Source organism: Ruegeria sp. CH2, from assembly GCF_056537065.1.
Genome location: NZ_JBQFQV010000010.1, coordinates 107381 through 122087, shown reverse-complemented (window position 1 = coordinate 122087; position 14707 = coordinate 107381). Strand labels below are relative to the sequence as shown.

General features: G+C 60.0%; 17 protein-coding genes. 13 read left to right on the top strand and 4 right to left on the bottom strand.

The genetic code is table 11. The annotated features are described in order from the left end of the window. Positions 1–28 precede the first annotated feature (28 nt). Positions 29–1156, bottom strand: a complete 1128-nt coding sequence (dprA, locus tag ACR0M9_RS14445; protein ID WP_480773929.1) for a DNA-processing protein DprA — start codon at positions 1154–1156, stop codon at positions 29–31. 240 nt (positions 1157–1396) lie between these two features. Continuing rightward, positions 1397–2818 (bottom strand): metalloprotease TldD, encoded by a 1422-nt coding sequence (gene tldD, locus ACR0M9_RS14440; protein ID WP_480773928.1) that lies wholly within the window; start codon positions 2816–2818, stop codon positions 1397–1399. Between the two features lie 176 nt (positions 2819–2994). On the opposite strand from tldD, the gene coxB reads away from it, so the two are divergent. From coxB to ACR0M9_RS14380, 12 genes are all read left to right on the top strand, one after another. Then, entirely contained in the window at positions 2995–3906 is a 912-nt protein-coding gene (coxB, locus tag ACR0M9_RS14435) for a cytochrome c oxidase subunit II (RefSeq protein ID WP_267363050.1), read from the top strand. A gap of 88 nt (positions 3907–3994) precedes the next feature. Next, positions 3995–4945 (top strand): heme o synthase, encoded by a 951-nt coding sequence (gene cyoE, locus ACR0M9_RS14430; protein ID WP_480484378.1) that lies wholly within the window; start codon positions 3995–3997, stop codon positions 4943–4945. Continuing rightward, positions 4942–5103 (top strand): hypothetical protein, encoded by a 162-nt coding sequence (locus ACR0M9_RS14425; RefSeq protein WP_209505601.1) that lies wholly within the window; start codon positions 4942–4944, stop codon positions 5101–5103. The genes cyoE and ACR0M9_RS14425 overlap by 4 nt, the downstream gene beginning before the upstream one ends. Next, positions 5103–5678 carry a cytochrome c oxidase assembly protein gene (locus ACR0M9_RS14420; RefSeq protein WP_480773927.1) on the top strand — a complete coding sequence of 192 codons (576 nt, stop codon included), beginning with the start codon at positions 5103–5105 and terminating at the stop codon, positions 5676–5678. The genes ACR0M9_RS14425 and ACR0M9_RS14420 overlap by 1 nt, the downstream gene beginning before the upstream one ends. 22 nt (positions 5679–5700) lie before the next feature. Next, positions 5701–6516, top strand: a complete 816-nt coding sequence (locus ACR0M9_RS14415) for a cytochrome c oxidase subunit 3 (protein ID WP_209505605.1) — start codon at positions 5701–5703, stop codon at positions 6514–6516. A gap of 88 nt (positions 6517–6604) precedes the next feature. Beyond that, the gene (locus ACR0M9_RS14410) at positions 6605–6697 is read left to right on the top strand and encodes a twin-arginine translocation signal domain-containing protein (RefSeq protein WP_480773926.1); all 93 of its coding nucleotides are present in this window, start codon (positions 6605–6607) and stop codon (positions 6695–6697) included. Continuing rightward, positions 6673–7350 (top strand): SURF1 family protein, encoded by a 678-nt coding sequence (locus ACR0M9_RS14405; RefSeq protein WP_480773925.1) that lies wholly within the window; start codon positions 6673–6675, stop codon positions 7348–7350. Before ACR0M9_RS14410 ends, ACR0M9_RS14405 begins: the two co-directional genes overlap by 25 nt. Further along, positions 7347–8735, top strand: a complete 1389-nt coding sequence (gene thrC / locus ACR0M9_RS14400) for a threonine synthase (protein WP_480773924.1) — start codon at positions 7347–7349, stop codon at positions 8733–8735. Before ACR0M9_RS14405 ends, thrC begins: the two co-directional genes overlap by 4 nt. Then, the gene (locus tag ACR0M9_RS14395; RefSeq protein WP_480473691.1) at positions 8732–9994 is read left to right on the top strand and encodes a M16 family metallopeptidase; all 1263 of its coding nucleotides are present in this window, start codon (positions 8732–8734) and stop codon (positions 9992–9994) included. Before thrC ends, ACR0M9_RS14395 begins: the two co-directional genes overlap by 4 nt. After that, positions 9994–10578: a GNAT family N-acetyltransferase gene (locus ACR0M9_RS14390; RefSeq protein ID WP_267363063.1), complete on the top strand. Its 585-nt coding sequence runs from the start codon at positions 9994–9996 to the stop codon at positions 10576–10578. Before ACR0M9_RS14395 ends, ACR0M9_RS14390 begins: the two co-directional genes overlap by 1 nt. Before the next feature lie 102 nt (positions 10579–10680). After that, the gene (locus ACR0M9_RS14385; RefSeq protein WP_267363064.1) at positions 10681–11499 is read left to right on the top strand and encodes an MBL fold metallo-hydrolase; all 819 of its coding nucleotides are present in this window, start codon (positions 10681–10683) and stop codon (positions 11497–11499) included. Positions 11500–11537: 38 nt separating this feature from the next. Next, positions 11538–12953 carry an FAD-binding oxidoreductase gene (locus ACR0M9_RS14380; protein ID WP_480773923.1) on the top strand — a complete coding sequence of 472 codons (1416 nt, stop codon included), beginning with the start codon at positions 11538–11540 and terminating at the stop codon, positions 12951–12953. A gap of 42 nt (positions 12954–12995) precedes the next feature. Here ACR0M9_RS14380 and ACR0M9_RS14375 read toward each other — a convergent pair whose 3' ends face one another. Continuing rightward, on the bottom strand, positions 12996–13535 hold the full coding sequence (locus tag ACR0M9_RS14375; protein ID WP_209505620.1) for an adenine phosphoribosyltransferase: 540 nt from the start codon (positions 13533–13535) through the stop codon (positions 12996–12998). 325 nt (positions 13536–13860) lie between these two features. Here ACR0M9_RS14375 and ACR0M9_RS14370 point away from each other — a divergent pair, with 325 nt between their 5' ends. Continuing rightward, on the top strand, positions 13861–14034 hold the full coding sequence (locus ACR0M9_RS14370) for a hypothetical protein (protein WP_209505622.1): 174 nt from the start codon (positions 13861–13863) through the stop codon (positions 14032–14034). A gap of 8 nt (positions 14035–14042) precedes the next feature. On the opposite strand, the gene ACR0M9_RS14365 is transcribed toward ACR0M9_RS14370, so the two are convergent. Further along, positions 14043–14672: a LysE family translocator gene (locus ACR0M9_RS14365; protein WP_209598172.1), complete on the bottom strand. Its 630-nt coding sequence runs from the start codon at positions 14670–14672 to the stop codon at positions 14043–14045. Positions 14673–14707 lie beyond the last annotated feature (35 nt).

Genomic DNA, 14707 nt, shown 5'->3' with positions numbered 1-14707 from the left:
GACTATGCAATCTTGCCTTCCATCCTAATCAGCATGCCAGAGACAACAACCCGCCCGGCTGGCGCTGGATTCGTCCGTCCAGTTCAAGGTCGACCAGCGCTGGCCCCAGATCCCCGGCCGAGGCCGCAATGTCGCGCAGCAACTGGTCTTCGGCGATGGGGGAAGGTCCCAACCGCTCAAGGATTTGCGCCTGCAAATCCAGTGCGGCGGGCCGTGGTTGCTTGGCGGGCGGCTCCTCGGGTTTTGCAAAGATCAGATCGCCTTGTTGTGGCAGCGCCTCGACAACGTCGTCTGCCGAACGGACCAGCGTCGCACCATCCCGAATCAAAAGGTTGCACCCGGCAGCGCGGGCGTCAAACGGGTGGCCAGGCACGGCCAGAACCTCGCGCCCCTGATCCAGGGCGTCACGCGCCGTGATCAGGCTGCCGGATTTTGCTGCGGCCTCGACCACCACAACAGCTTGGGCCAGGCCCGAGATGATCCGGTTGCGGCGCGGAAAATGCCTAGCCTGAGGCGTCACGCCCATCGGTTGTTCCGACAGCCGCAGTCCCTTGGTCGCGATTTTATGCGCCAGTTCCGTGTTCTCGGCCGGGTAAATGACATCGACACCGCCCGCCATGACGGCAACAGTGCCGGTGTCCAACGACGCCATATGCGCTGCCGTATCAATGCCGCGCGCCAGACCCGAGACAATCACATGTCCCTTTTCACCCAAGGCGCGCGCCAGACCACGCGCCATCCGTGCGCCCAGCGAGGAACAGTTGCGCGCGCCCACCATCGCAATCGCCGGTTTCTGCAACAGCGACACATCCCCGATGGCCCAAAGCAAGGGCGGGGCATCGGATAGGTCGTTCAATGCGTCGGGGAAATCTGCGGACCCAAGGCACAAAAGCCGCGCTTTGGCGGCTTCTGCGGCCCTGAGTTCCGCCTCGATCACGCCGGGGGGACAGGTTTCATACCCATCTATTCCGGCGGCGCGTGCCATTTCAGGCAGCGCGGCCAGCGCGTTCTGCGCCGAGCCATGTTCGCGCAGCAGCCGACGAAACGTCGCCGGGCCGACCTTGCGCGAGCGCAACAGGCGAAGCCACGAAAACCGGTCCTCTTCCGTGGTGGGTGGGAGTGGGGGGTGATTGGAAGAAAGCTGCTCTTCGGTCATCCGTTGCTCCGCCTGATTGCAGAACTGGTTTACGGGACAGGGGGTTAACAGCCTCTGAATCGCAGATAATTATTAGAGACTTATCTGTACTTCTTGTGGAATTTTACGGTTAAGTATCTGAAAATAAATAAAGTATTATTTTTTCAGCCGGCGCTCAAATTAATGGCGCTGGTTGGAATGCTGTCGAATCAAAGTGGCGCATGGTTAACCCTGCGCCTGCCTTTGCGCTTCTCTTCCGACTCAGGCTGCAGACCCGCCGACAGTCAACCCGTCCATCAGCACTGTCGGTTGACCCACACCCACGGGCACCCATTGACCGTCCTTGCCGCAGGTGCCCATACCCGGATCCAAAGCCATATCATTGCCAAGGCCGCGGATGCGCTTCAACGCCGAAGGCCCGTCGCCGATCAGCGTGGCGCCCTTGACAGGCGCTCCGATCTTGCCGTTTTCGACACGATACGCCTCGGTGCACGAGAAAACGAACTTGCCGTTGGTGATGTCGACCTGGCCGCCTCCGAATCCAACCGCCCAGATGCCGTCTTCAATATCTGCCACCAATGCTGCCGGATCAGCGTCGCCTCCCAACATGATCGTATTGGTCATGCGCGGCATGGGTTTGTGCGCATAGCTCTGCCGCCGCCCGTTGCCCGTAGGAGCAACCCCCATCAGCCGGGCGTTTTGCCGATCCTGCATGTAGCCGGTCAGGATGCCATCCTCGATCAATACGGTGCGCGAACTGGGCGTGCCCTCATCATCCACAGTGATCGAGCCGCGACGGTCGGCAATCGTGCCGTCATCCACCACGGTCACGCCCTTGGATGCAATCTGTTGTCCCATCAGTCCGGCAAAGGCCGAGCTTCCCTTGCGGTTGAAATCGCCCTCTAGCCCGTGACCGATGGCTTCGTGCAGCAAAATACCGGGCCAGCCGGGGCCAAGTGCAACCTCCATCACGCCGGCAGGGGCGGGGACTGCGTCCAGATTGACCAATGCGATGCGCAGGGCTTCGCGCGCCTTGGCCTGCCAGTCGGCAGGGTCGATCAGCCCGCTCAGGCCAACGCGCCCGCCGCCACCGGCCGATCCGCTTTCGCGCCGCCCGTCCTGTTCAACAATGACCGAGACATTCACGCGCGTCATGGGGCGCACGTCACGCACCATCACACCATCGGGTCGCAGGATTTCCACCTCCTGAACGGCGGCTGCGATCATTGCGCTGACCTGAACCACCCGCGGATCCAGATCGCGGGCAAAGGCGTCAATCTCCCGCAGGGTTTCGATTTTCACCGGGAAGGCGGCGGATTCGATTGGGTCTTCGTCCGTGTACAGGCGCGTATTCGTGGGCCGGGGCGCTTCGGCGAGCGTTCCGCCTCCATCGCCAACCGCCAGTCGCGCGGTTTCGGCGGCACGTTTCAGCGCGGCAATCGATACATCAGTGGAATGCGCATATCCGGCAACTTCGCCCTGAACGGCGCGCAGGCCAAATCCCTCGGATGCGTCATAAGACGCGGTGCGAAGACGCCCGTCGTCAAACACCAGAGATTCGGATTTCCGACGCTCGACAAACAGCTCTCCATCCTCGGCCCCGTCCGTTGCCGAGCGCAATATGGCCAGTGCTTCATCTTGCGGCAGGGCGCTCTCAAAGGGGCGAAACGGGGCTTCAGGCATGGGTTGCGACCTTTCGGGTTTGATCCAGATCAAAAATAGCGTCTGTTTGACGCAAGCATTTTGCTTTATCTACCCGCTGGAATATGGTTTTTAACGCGGCCAAAGACAACGGGAGAGGTGCGACCGATTCACACCTTTCCGTCAGGGACGCAAAGATCAAACGATCAGGACAGAACATGAAGAATGCTTTGATGCTTTCAGGGTTTATGACAGCCCTCTCCAGCCTACCCGCCATGGCTCAGGAGCTTGAGATTATTGGCAAGCCGGTAGACGGCGGCATGGGCTTCCAGCCCGCGGCCACCAGCCTTGCCCAAGGTATCCGGGATCTGGACAGCATGATTCTTGTGATTATCACCGCAGTCTGTCTGCTGGTTGCAGCTTTGTTGATCTATTGCATCGTGCGCTACAACCAGCGCGTAAACCCAACTCCGGCGCGTTTCTCGCACTATACTCCGGTTGAAATCGCCTGGACCCTGGGACCGATCCTGATTCTGGTGTTTATTGGCGCGTTCTCGTTGCCGGTTCTTTTCAAACAGCAGGAAATCCCCGAAGGTGACATCACCATCAAAGTCGTCGGCAACCAGTGGTACTGGACCTACGAGTATGTTGATCACGATTTCGCATTCGACAGCTATCTGCTGGGCCACCCGGCGACCCTGGACGAGGGCGCACGCCCTGCGGACGCGGACGTGACGCCGTTTGTTCTGGATGACGCAATGCGCGCCAAGCTGATTGATGCAGGCTACAGCGATGATGAATGGCTGCTGGCCACCGACACCGCGGTTGTCGTTCCGGTCGGCAAGGTCATCGTGATGCAGGTGACTGCATCCGACGTGATTCACTCGTGGACCATCCCGGCCTTTGGCGTAAAGCAGGACGGTGTGCCCGGACGTCTGGCCGAGCTGTGGTTCCAGGCCGACAAGGAAGGCATCTATTTCGGTCAGTGTTCGGAACTGTGTGGCAAGGACCACGCCTATATGCCGATTACCGTCAAGGTCGTAAGCCAGGAAGTCTATGACGAATGGTTGCAGGGCGCGATCGAAGAATACGCGGGCCTGCCGCAAAGCTATCAGGTCGCCTCGAACTGAGTACGATAGGGGCGGGTTGAACCCCGCCTGACACAAGATGCAGGCTGCGCGGGCGATCCGCGCAGTTTTCGCCCCAGAAGGACCGGAAATGACCGACGCAAGCATCAATGCCAGCACTGCGACCGCCCGGGCGGACGAGGCCGGCTTTGGCGATTACTTCGCCCTGCTGAAGCCGCGCGTGATGTCGCTGGTCGTGTTCACGGCATTGGTCGGCCTGTTGGCGGCTCCTGTTCCTGTCCATCCCTTCGTCGGATTCTGCGCCATCCTGTTCATCGCCATCGGCGGCGGAGCCTCAGGTGCGCTGAACATGTGGTGGGACGCGGATATCGACCGTGTCATGAAACGCACAAAATCCCGCCCGATCCCTTCGGGTAAGGTCGAGGAAGGCGAGGCGCTGGCTGTTGGTCTGGCTCTGTCGGGTCTGTCGGTGATCATGCTGGGCCTTGCGACCAACTGGTTTGCAGGCGCGTTTCTGGCCTTCACCATTTTCTTCTACGTTGTCGTCTACACGATGTGGCTGAAGCGTTCGACGCCGCAGAACATCGTGATCGGTGGCGCAGCGGGTGCGTTCCCTCCGGTGATCGGCTGGGTGGCCGCCACAGGATCGATGTCGGTCGAGCCCTGGCTGATGTTTGCACTGACCTTCATGTGGACGCCGCCGCATTTCTGGGCGCTGGCCCTGTTCATGCGCTCGGACTATGACGACGCGGGCGTGCCGATGCTGACCGTCACCCATGGTCGCCGCGCGACACGTGTCCATATTCTTGTCTATACAGCCCTGCTGGCCCTGCTGGCCATCGGAACTGCATTTTCAGGCATTGGCGGCCCGATCTATCTGACCGTTGCATTGATTCTGAACATCCTGTTCCTGCGGGGCGCGTGGAAAATCTCGCGCCGGACCGAGGACGATTCCGAGGCAGATAACTTCAAGGTTGAACGCGGTTTCTTCAAGCTGTCGCTGCTGTATCTGTTCCTGCATTTCGGTGCCGTTCTGGCCGAAGCCCTGCTGAAACCCTATGGTCTGGGGGGATGGTCATGAGCCTTCGCAAAGGTCACGAGCTACATCAGCGCCGGTTCAGCCGCAATCTGGGTGTCGGCCTGACGCTGGCTGCCTTTATCGTGATCATCTTCGGCCTGACCATCGTCAAGGTCTCGGGCACTGATTTCAACAGGGCGACGCAAGAGGTTCAGAACTGATGGCGTTGTCCGGTCCTCAGAAAACGGTTGTCCAGACCGTCGGCGTGGTTGTCCTGATGGGCAGTCTGGCCTGGGCGTCGGTGCCGTTCTACAACTGGTTCTGCCGGGTGACCGGATTTGGCGGCACCACTGGTGTTGCCGAAACCGCCCCCGATACCATTCTGGATCGCACCGTTACCATCCGCTTTGACGCGTCCAAGGCCAAGGACATGCAATGGGAGTTCAAGCCGGTCGTGCGCGAGATGGATGTGCGCATCGGCGAAACAGGTCTCGCGTTTTACGAGGCCTATAACCCGACAGACCGCCCCATTGCCGGGCAGGCGTCTTACAACGTGGCGCCCTATTCTGCGGGTGGGTATTTCCAGAAGATTGCCTGTTTCTGCTTTGAAGAGCAGGTGCTGCAACCCGGCGAGCGCGTTGAGATGCCGGTGACTTTCTTCGTCGACCCGGAAATGGTCGAGGATCTTGAAGCCAAGTATGTTCATACGATCACGCTGTCGTATACATTCTACGAAATTGACCTGCCCGAGGGCTATGCCGCCCTCGATGCGCAGGCAGATACAAACACGAACTAACGCCTGTAGGTGAGGGACGCTGATGGCACACGCTAAAAACCACGATTATCACATTCTGGCCCCGTCGATCTGGCCTCTGATCGGCGCCGTCGGCGGCTTTGTCATGCTGTTCGGAGCCGTTCTCTGGATGCAAGGCATCACGCCCTTCATGTTCTGGGCCGGTCTGGCAGCTGTGCTTTACACGATGTTCGCCTGGTGGTCGGATGTGGTTGCGGAAAGCCGTCAGGGCGATCACACCCCTGTTGTCCGCATCGGTCTGCGCTACGGCTTCATCCTGTTCGTCATGTCCGAGGTGATGTTCTTCTTCGCCTGGTTCTGGTCGTTCTTCAAACATCGCATGTACCCGATGTACGACTATGCCGGCACCGAATACATTCAGCCGGATATTCATGCGGTTGACCCGTTCCACCTGCCGCTGATCAACACGCTTGTTCTGCTGCTGTCGGGCTGTGCAATCACCTGGGCGCACCATGCGCTGGTGCACGACAACGACCGCAAGGCGCTGATCAATGGTCTGGCCATTGGCATCGTGCTGGGTATCGCCTTTACCTTCCTGCAGGGCTATGAATACGCCGAACTTCTCAAGCATGAAGGCTGGGAATTTGGCGGCGACCAGTTCTATTCCAACTTCTTCATGGCGACCGGGTTCCACGGTGCGCACGTGATCATTGGGACGATCTTCCTGACCGTCTGCTTGATCCGCGCGCTCAAGGGGGACTTCACACCCGAGAAACACGTCGGGTTCGAAGCTGCGGCTTGGTACTGGCACTTCGTCGACGTTGTCTGGCTGTTCCTGTTCTTTGCCGTCTACATCTGGGGCCAGGCTCCGCTGATGTAGCGCCGGTCAGGCCGATCAATTGCAAAAGCCGCCCCAAGGGGCGGCTTTTTCTCTATGCGGGGCGCAAGATTGCGCCCCATACAATTGCGTGGTTGCAATTCAGCCCGCACGCCCCTTAACAAGACGCCGGTTCCTGAAAAGAAGTTTGGTCCTGACATGCGCCGTATCCTGTTCCTGCTAATCTTCGGCCTCGCCGGTTTGGGCGTGCTGCTGTCGCTGGGCATCTGGCAGGTGCAGCGTCTGGCGTGGAAGCAGGACGTGCTGACCGAGATCGAAGATCGGATCTCGGCTGCGCCGGTTTCCCTGCCGCTGCAGGTTTCGGCGGATCAGGACAAATACCTGCCGGTAACAGTGTCGGGCGAGATGGAGCCTGCGGAAGTCCACGTCCTTGTTTCGCTCAAACAGGTCGGTGCGGGGTATCGCATCATTCAGCCGTTCAATACCGGGGGCCGGACCATTCTGATTGACCGGGGGTTCATCCCGACCACGGCCAAACAGGCCGGGCGACGCAACGGTCCGATGGAGATCACCGGCAATCTGCATTGGCCAGATGAAATCGACAGTTACACGCCCGCACCTGATCTTGACGCCAACATCTGGTTCGCCCGCGATGTGCCCGCGCTTGCGGGTGCACTGGGCGCGGAACCGGTTCTGCTGATCGCCCGTTCGCAAACCGATCCGAATGTGACGCCGCTGCCGGTGGACACGGCGGGCATACCAAACGATCACCTGCAATATGCTATCACCTGGTTTGGTCTGGCTCTGGTCTGGGCCGCGATGACCGGATACTTCCTGTGGCGCAGCCGTGCCCATTCTGAGAGTGACGCGACATGAAATACATCTCGACCCGCGGGCAGGCGCCCGAACTGACGTTTGAAGAGGCGATGTTGACCGGGCTTGCCCGCGATGGTGGCCTGTATCTGCCCGCCGAAATCCCGGTGATGTCGCAGGACGAGATCGCGGCGCTGGCCGGATTGCCCTACGAAGAAATCGCATTCCGTGTGATGTGGCCCTATGTCAGCGGCTCATTCGCCGCGGATGAGTTCAAGGCGATCATCGCCCGCGCTTACGAAGGTTTCGGCCACGATGCTCGCGCGCCATTGAAGCAGCTGAACGAAAACCACTTCCTGCTGGAACTGTTCCACGGCCCCACGCTGGCCTTCAAGGACTTTGCCATGCAACTGATCGGCCAGTTGTTCCAAGTGGCGCTGAAACGCCGTGGCGACCGTGTGACTATCGTCGGCGCGACCAGCGGGGATACCGGTTCAGCCGCGATCGAGGCGTTCCGCGGGCTGGACGCTGTGGATGTGTTCATCCTTTTCCCGCATGGCCGCGTGTCCGAAGTGCAGCGCCGCCAGATGACCACGCCTGCGGACAGCAACGTGCATGCTTTGGCCGTTGATGGTGATTTTGACGATTGTCAGGCTGCGCTGAAAGACATGTTCAACGATTTCGACTTCCGCGACGGCGTGAAACTGGCGGGTGTGAACTCGATCAACTTTGCCCGCGTCTTGGCGCAGATTGTTTATTACTTCTCGGCTGCCGTCAGCCTTGGTGCGCCGCACCGCAAGGTCAGCTTCACGGTGCCAACCGGCAACTTTGGCGACATCTTCGCTGGCTATCTGGCCAAGCGTATGGGGCTGCCGATTGACCGCCTTGTGGTGGCGACCAACCAGAACGACATTCTGCATCGCTGCCTCTCGGGCGAGGGGTATTTCAAGGGCGAGACTATCCCCTCGATCAGTCCGTCGATGGACATTCAGGTCAGCTCGAATTTCGAACGCGCGCTCTATTATGCCTATGGCGAAGATGGCGGGGCCATCGCACAATTGATGGATGAGCTGAAACAGGGTGGCTTCAATATCAGCCAGGGCGCGATGGAAGCGCTGCGTGAGAATTTCGATTCGGGCCGGGTGTCCGAAGAGGAAACGCTGGCCACGATCAAATCCACGCTGGTGCACAGCGCCGAACTGGTCTGCCCGCACACCGCCGTGGGCATCAAGGTCGCAGAAGAGCACCGCGCGGCAGACGTTCCGATGATCACGCTGGCCACCGCTCACCCGGCGAAATTCCCGGCCGCGGTCGAGAAGGCGAGCGGCGAACATCCGCCTCTTCCCTCCCGCATGTCTGATCTGTATGAACGTCCGGAACGGGTGACCCGCATCGCCAATGATCTGGGTGCCCTTGAGGATCATATAAAAAGGCACATCGCTGAGTGACTGTCAGACAAGACCAACTGAAGAACGGGTTTCGTATCGTCAGTGAACATATGCCGGGGCTGCAATCTGCGGCCATCGGCATCTGGGTAACCGCCGGTGGGCGGCATGAGCGGATCGAGCAGAACGGCATCGCGCATTTCCTTGAACATATGGCGTTCAAGGGAACCGAGCGCCGTTCTGCCTTGCAGATTGCCGAGGCGATCGAGGATGTGGGCGGCTATATCAACGCCTATACCTCGCGCGAGGTGACGGCGTATTACGCACGCGTTCTGAAGGACGACGTAGCGCTGGCGATGGATGTCATCGGCGACATCGTTCTGAACCCGGTTTTCGATCCGCGCGAGATCGAGGTCGAGCGGGGTGTGATCCTTCAGGAAATCGGTCAGGCCCATGACACGCCCGACGATGTGATCTTTGACTGGCTGCAAGAGCAGAGCTATCACGACCAGCCCCTGGGCCGGACGATCCTGGGCCCAACGGAGCGGGTGAGTGCCTTCTCGCGTGAGGATCTGTCGGGCTTTGTGACCGAACATTATGGCCCCGAACAGATGATCCTGTCAGCAGCAGGTGCTGTGGATCACGACATGCTGATGAAACTGGCCGAAGAGATGTTTGGCCATCTGCAATCCCGTAAGGGTCTGATCCCCGAGGTTGCACGCTTTACCGGTGGCGAAGCCCGGCAGGTAAAAGAGCTGGAACAGGCGCATTTCGCTCTGGCGCTGGAAAGCCCCGGCTATCGCGACGATGCGATCTATACGGCGCAGATCTATTCGACCGCATTGGGCGGTGGCATGTCTTCGCGCCTGTTTCAGGAAGTGCGTGAAACACGTGGGCTGTGCTACACGATCTTTGCGCAGACCGGTGCCTATGCCGATACCGGAACAACCACGATCTATGCCGGAACCTCGGCCAATCAGGTGGCCGAGCTGGCGACGATCACGATCGATGAGATGAAGCGCGCCGCCGAGGACATGAGCCCCGAAGAGGTCGCCCGTGCCCGCGCCCAGATGAAGGCCGGGATGCTGATGGGGCTGGAAAGCCCGTCGAATCGGGCTGAGCGTCTGGCGCGGCTGGTGCAGATCTGGGGACGGGTACCTTCGCTGGAAGACACGGTCGCCAAGATCGATGCGGTCAGCACCGAAGACGTGCGCGCCTTTGCCGAAACCATGGCTGTTCAGGCCCCGGCGGCGCTGGCGCTTTACGGACCGGTCGCAGACGCACCGACATTGGCGGACTTGCAGGAGAGGCGTGCAGCGTGATGCTGTTGGGCAGACGCAAGTTGAAACTCGAGACCGCGCGGCTTAGCTTGCGTCCGCCTGTACATTCCGATTTCAACGATTGGGCGGCGTTGCGGCGCGCCTCAAAAAATTACCTGACCCCATGGGAGCCGATCTGGGCCAAGGATCACCTGAGCCGCAAATCCTTTACCAATCGGGTCTACTGGGCTCAGCGCTCGGTCGCGAGTGGCACAGCAATCCCGCTGTTCCTGTTTCGCCGTGAAGACAATGTGTTGGTCGGGGCGATCACACTGGACAATATCCGGCGCGGTCCTGCGCAGGCCGGAACCCTGGGTTACTGGACGGGTGAATCCTTTGCCCGTCAGGGATACATGCGCGAAGCGATTGGCGCGATGGTGCATCACGCCTTTACCCGTCTGGATCTGAGCCGGATCGAAGCCGCGTGCCTGCCGGAAAACCGGGCGTCGCGCGGTTTGCTGGAAAGCTCGGGCTTCAAATATGAAGGCGTGGCGCAGTCTTATCTACAGATCAACGGGCGATGGCGGACACATGTTCTTTATGCCAGCCTGCGGTCCGACCGGCGCGGCAAGACGGACGCGGGCTAGGGGGCTCTGCCCCCGTCGCGGCAAGCCGCGCCTCCCCCGGGATATTTTCGGCCAGATGAACAAGGGGCATGACTTGGTGGCGATCTGCGCTACACTTCGGGTATGCGCTGGTTGGTTGCAGCATTGATGGTGATTTCGGGCGAGGCCGTGGCGCAGGAGCGGCGGCCGAGCCATTGTATCGCTATCGCCGATGCTGCGCCGGGGATCGAATATCTGCACAAAGCTGCGTGGCAGGACCCGGTACCGGAGTTTTCGGTGCGCATCAGCTATGTCGCGCATGCCGCCTTTATGATCCAGACCCGTGGCGGGTTGAATGTGGTGACCGATTTTACCGGGTTCATCGGGGGTGCCGATCTGATTCCCGATGTGGTGACAATGAACCATGCCCATGACACCCATTGGACGGCGCATCCCGACCCGGCGATCCCGCATGTCCTGCCGGGATGGGGAGAGTTCGGGCAGGGGATCGAACATCACCTGGATCTGGGCGAGATGCTGATACGCAATGTCCCGACCGATATCCGCTCGGCCTATGGCGGAGTTGAGGAGCGCGGCAATTCTATCTTCGTGTTCGAGGTCGAAGGGCTGTGTATCGGCCATCTGGGACATTTGCATCATGTACCGTCAGACGAACAGTTTGCTGCGCTGGGTCGGTTGGATGTGGTCATGGCGGCCGTCGATGGCGGAACAACCATGCCCTTGCCCGACATGATCACGGTTCTGAAGCGGCTGAAAAGCTCGGTGATCATTCCGATGCACTGGTTCTCGGAGTTTTCGCTAGATCGCTTCCTCGTGGATATCCGGGATGAGTTCCCGGTTGAACGTGACGGCGTGTCCGAGATCACCGTCTCTCTGCGTGACTTGCCGGACCGTCCAACGGTTGTCGTGCTGGAGCCGCGTTATCTGATTGATCTGGAATAAGGCTTGCCGTGGCGGGATCGGTTGGGCATTGAAAGCGTATGAGTCTGAACCCCGCTGATGACCGCATTGCCACGCTGATCCGCTCGAAACTGGGCAATCACGTGCTGCGCCCGGTGACCGACCGGTATCTGGAAGAGCCGCGCGGGCGATATGCCGGACAGGCTGGCCTGCTGGCCTTGCCCCGCACAACCGAGGAGGTCTCGGTACTGGTGCAGGTGGCGTCCGAAATGCGTGTTCCGGTGGTGCCCTATGGCGGCGGAACCGGTCTGGTCGGGGGGCAGGTGATGCCGCATGGGCCAGCGCCCCTTGTGATTTCGCTGGAGCGGATGACGGCCATCCGGTCCGTCTATCCCACCGAAAACGTGCTGATTGCCGAGGCCGGCGCCATCTTGCAGGACGTCCAAGCCGCGGCCGAGGCGCAAGACCGCCTGTTTCCCTTGACGCTGGCGGCGCAGGGATCCTGTCGGATCGGGGGCAACCTGTCCACGAATGCCGGGGGCGTCAATGTCTTGCGCTATGGCAATGCGCGCGACCTGTGCCTTGGGCTCGAGGCCGTTCTGCCCAATGGTCAAATCTGGCAGGGTCTCAGCCGGTTGCGAAAGGACAACACAGGCTATGACCTGCGCAATCTGCTGATCGGGGCCGAGGGCACGCTGGGGATCATCACCGCAGCCGCGCTCAAGCTGTTTCCCCGGCCTGCCGCGATCGGGACGGCGATGTTTCAGGTGGCGTCACCCGAGGCTGCCATTTCCCTGCTGGCCCAGGCGCGTGATCGCGTGGGCGAGGCTGTCAGCACTTTCGAACTGATCCACCGGCAGGGGCTGAAGTTCTTGTCCGAGGTTCTGCCGGATGTCCGGCAACCGTTTGAAACACCGCCAGAGTGGAGCGTTCTGATCGAATTGGGGCTGGCCACGGGGCAGTCTCCGTCCGACGCGCTGGAGGATATCTTTGTCCACGCGCAAGCGCTTGGGCTGGTGCAGGATGGCGTGATTGCACAAAGCGAGGCGCAGCGTGATGAGTTGTGGGCCGTGCGCGAGCGTATCCCCGAGGCCAACCGCCTGATCGGCTCGGTGTCGAGCCATGATATCTCGATCCCGATCTCAGAAATTCCGGAATTTGTGCGCCAAGGGGAAAAGTTGGTTTCCGGTCTCGGGCAGTTCCGGATCAATTGCTTTGGCCATCTCGGGGATGGCAATCTGCACTACAACGTCTTTCCCCCCAAGGGGCAGCGCCGCGCGGAATTTGAGGGTCAGAGCGCCGTGGTCAAGCGGGCCGTGCATGATTTGGTCCATGCCTTTGATGGTTCGGTCAGCGCGGAACACGGCGTGGGCCGCATGAAAACGGACGATCTGGACCGCTATGGCGATCCGGTAAAGCTGGATGCAATGCGGACCATCAAGGCGGCGCTGGACCCCTTTGGCATCATGAATCCCGGCGCGGTGCTGAAGGCGTGAACCCGGCTCTGACTCTTGTTAAGAAGTCCGAAGGTTGCCGCGTTAAAGCCCTTCGAATTCGCACAGGACATGCACGTCCATGCCCATATCTTCTAATACTTTGCGCCCGCCGAGGTCAGGCAGGTCGATAATGAACGCGCATGAGACGATCTCACCGCCCAAACGCTCGATCAGTTTGATGCCCGCCGCCGCAGTGCCGCCTGTGGCCAGAAGGTCGTCAACGACAAGGATTTTTTCGCCTGGCTGGATGGCGTCATCGTGGATCTCGACGATCGCTTCACCATATTCCAGCTTGTAGTCCTGGCTGATCGTTGTGCCGGGCAGCTTGCCTTTCTTGCGGATCGGTACGAAGCCCAGGCTCAGCTGATGCGCAATCGCCCCCCCAAGGATAAAGCCCCGCGCTTCGAGGCCGACAACCTTGTCGATGCGTTCCCCGGCATAGGGGTGCAGCATCTGGTCAATGGCCATCCGAAATCCGCGCGGATCGGCAAACAGCGTCGTCACATCGCGAAACAGAATTCCTTCATGCGGAAAGTCGACAATCGTCCGGATGTAGTCTTTGACAGTCTTGTTCCTTGACATGAACCAACCCTTTTCCGCTTCAAATACCAAAACGTGTTTGGCCCAAGAGGGTTAGCCATGCAAGGAACAATTCATTCACGCGATCACCAGCGGCACGAAACCACAGCCTTGGGCAATCCGTAATACCGGTAAAGCGTGGCAGGCAAACATGACAGGTGCGGCTTGCGCATTTGCGTTGATCTCGCAAAAGAAAGGCCCCAGACGGTTTGAAGGTTCATTGCCATTTCCGTTCCGGTGCTGTTAAGTGCCCGATAACGACAATCACTATGCTATGTATACACAATGCATCGCCTGAATTAACGAGCATTTGCTAGGAGCAACGCGCGTGCCAAAGAAAGACGGCAAGGGATCAACGAAGAAAAACAGCCAGCTGGTTCTGCGTCTGGACAAGGATGAACGCGACGCGTTTGTCGAGTTGTGCAGGGAGCTGGATACATCAGCTGCCCGCGAAATCCGCCGGTTTATCCGCGGGTTCATGAAGGAAAACGCCGAAAACTGAAAAAGGGGTCAGGCCGGGCGGCGCAGAACTGCCGTGGCGAAACCCATCCCGATCAAGGTCAGCCCGCCAAACCGCGTCATGCCGGTGATCACGCTGGCGCGGCCAATCAGCCGCCGCAACCGGTCGGCCAGCAACGCATAAGCCAGCGCATTCAGCCAGGCCAGCCCGACAAAAGTGGCGATCAGGATGGCAAATTGCGGCCCCAGTGGTTCAGCCGGGCGCAGGAACTGCGGCACAAAGGCGATGAAAAAGGCGATGGATTTCGGGTTCAGTGCCGTGACTGCGGCCGCATGTCCAAACACGCTGCGGGGGGTGACATCCCGCCCGGTCGCGACCGTTCCCAAACCACTTGCCGGGGCGCTGCGCAGCAGTTTAACCCCAAGCCAGACCAGATAGGCCGCTCCGACCCATTTGAGGACGGAAAACAAGGTGGCCGAGGCCAGAACAAGCGCGCCCAGTCCCAACAAAGACGCGGTCATTGCCACAAGATCCCCCACAGCGACCCCTGTGGCCGAGGCCACGGCAACGCTGCGCCCCTTGGACAGCGCATAGCTCAGCACCAACAGCACGGTTGGGCCAGGGATCAGCAGCAAGGCGGTGGATGCGGCAACAAAGGCCAGCCAGAGTTCCAGAGACATAAGGGTCTGCTCGCAATACGTTCCTTTGGTACCGC

Coding starts and splice junctions, on each gene's coding strand:
- tldD (WP_480773928.1), bottom strand. CDS start 2,818: ATGCCTGAAGCCCCGTTTCGCCCCTTTGAGAGCGCCCTGCCGCAAGAT.
- coxB (WP_267363050.1), top strand. CDS start 2,995: ATGAAGAATGCTTTGATGCTTTCAGGGTTTATGACAGCCCTCTCCAGC.
- ACR0M9_RS14385 (WP_267363064.1), top strand. CDS start 10,681: ATGCGCTGGTTGGTTGCAGCATTGATGGTGATTTCGGGCGAGGCCGTG.
- ACR0M9_RS14380 (WP_480773923.1), top strand. CDS start 11,538: ATGAGTCTGAACCCCGCTGATGACCGCATTGCCACGCTGATCCGCTCG.
- ACR0M9_RS14420 (WP_480773927.1), top strand. CDS start 5,103: ATGGCGTTGTCCGGTCCTCAGAAAACGGTTGTCCAGACCGTCGGCGTG.
- ACR0M9_RS14415 (WP_209505605.1), top strand. CDS start 5,701: ATGGCACACGCTAAAAACCACGATTATCACATTCTGGCCCCGTCGATC.
- ACR0M9_RS14425 (WP_209505601.1), top strand. CDS start 4,942: ATGAGCCTTCGCAAAGGTCACGAGCTACATCAGCGCCGGTTCAGCCGC.
- ACR0M9_RS14405 (WP_480773925.1), top strand. CDS start 6,673: ATGCGCCGTATCCTGTTCCTGCTAATCTTCGGCCTCGCCGGTTTGGGC.
- ACR0M9_RS14375 (WP_209505620.1), bottom strand. CDS start 13,535: ATGTCAAGGAACAAGACTGTCAAAGACTACATCCGGACGATTGTCGAC.
- ACR0M9_RS14390 (WP_267363063.1), top strand. CDS start 9,994: ATGCTGTTGGGCAGACGCAAGTTGAAACTCGAGACCGCGCGGCTTAGC.
- cyoE (WP_480484378.1), top strand. CDS start 3,995: ATGACCGACGCAAGCATCAATGCCAGCACTGCGACCGCCCGGGCGGAC.
- ACR0M9_RS14365 (WP_209598172.1), bottom strand. CDS start 14,672: ATGTCTCTGGAACTCTGGCTGGCCTTTGTTGCCGCATCCACCGCCTTG.
- thrC (WP_480773924.1), top strand. CDS start 7,347: ATGAAATACATCTCGACCCGCGGGCAGGCGCCCGAACTGACGTTTGAA.
- dprA (WP_480773929.1), bottom strand. CDS start 1,156: ATGACCGAAGAGCAGCTTTCTTCCAATCACCCCCCACTCCCACCCACC.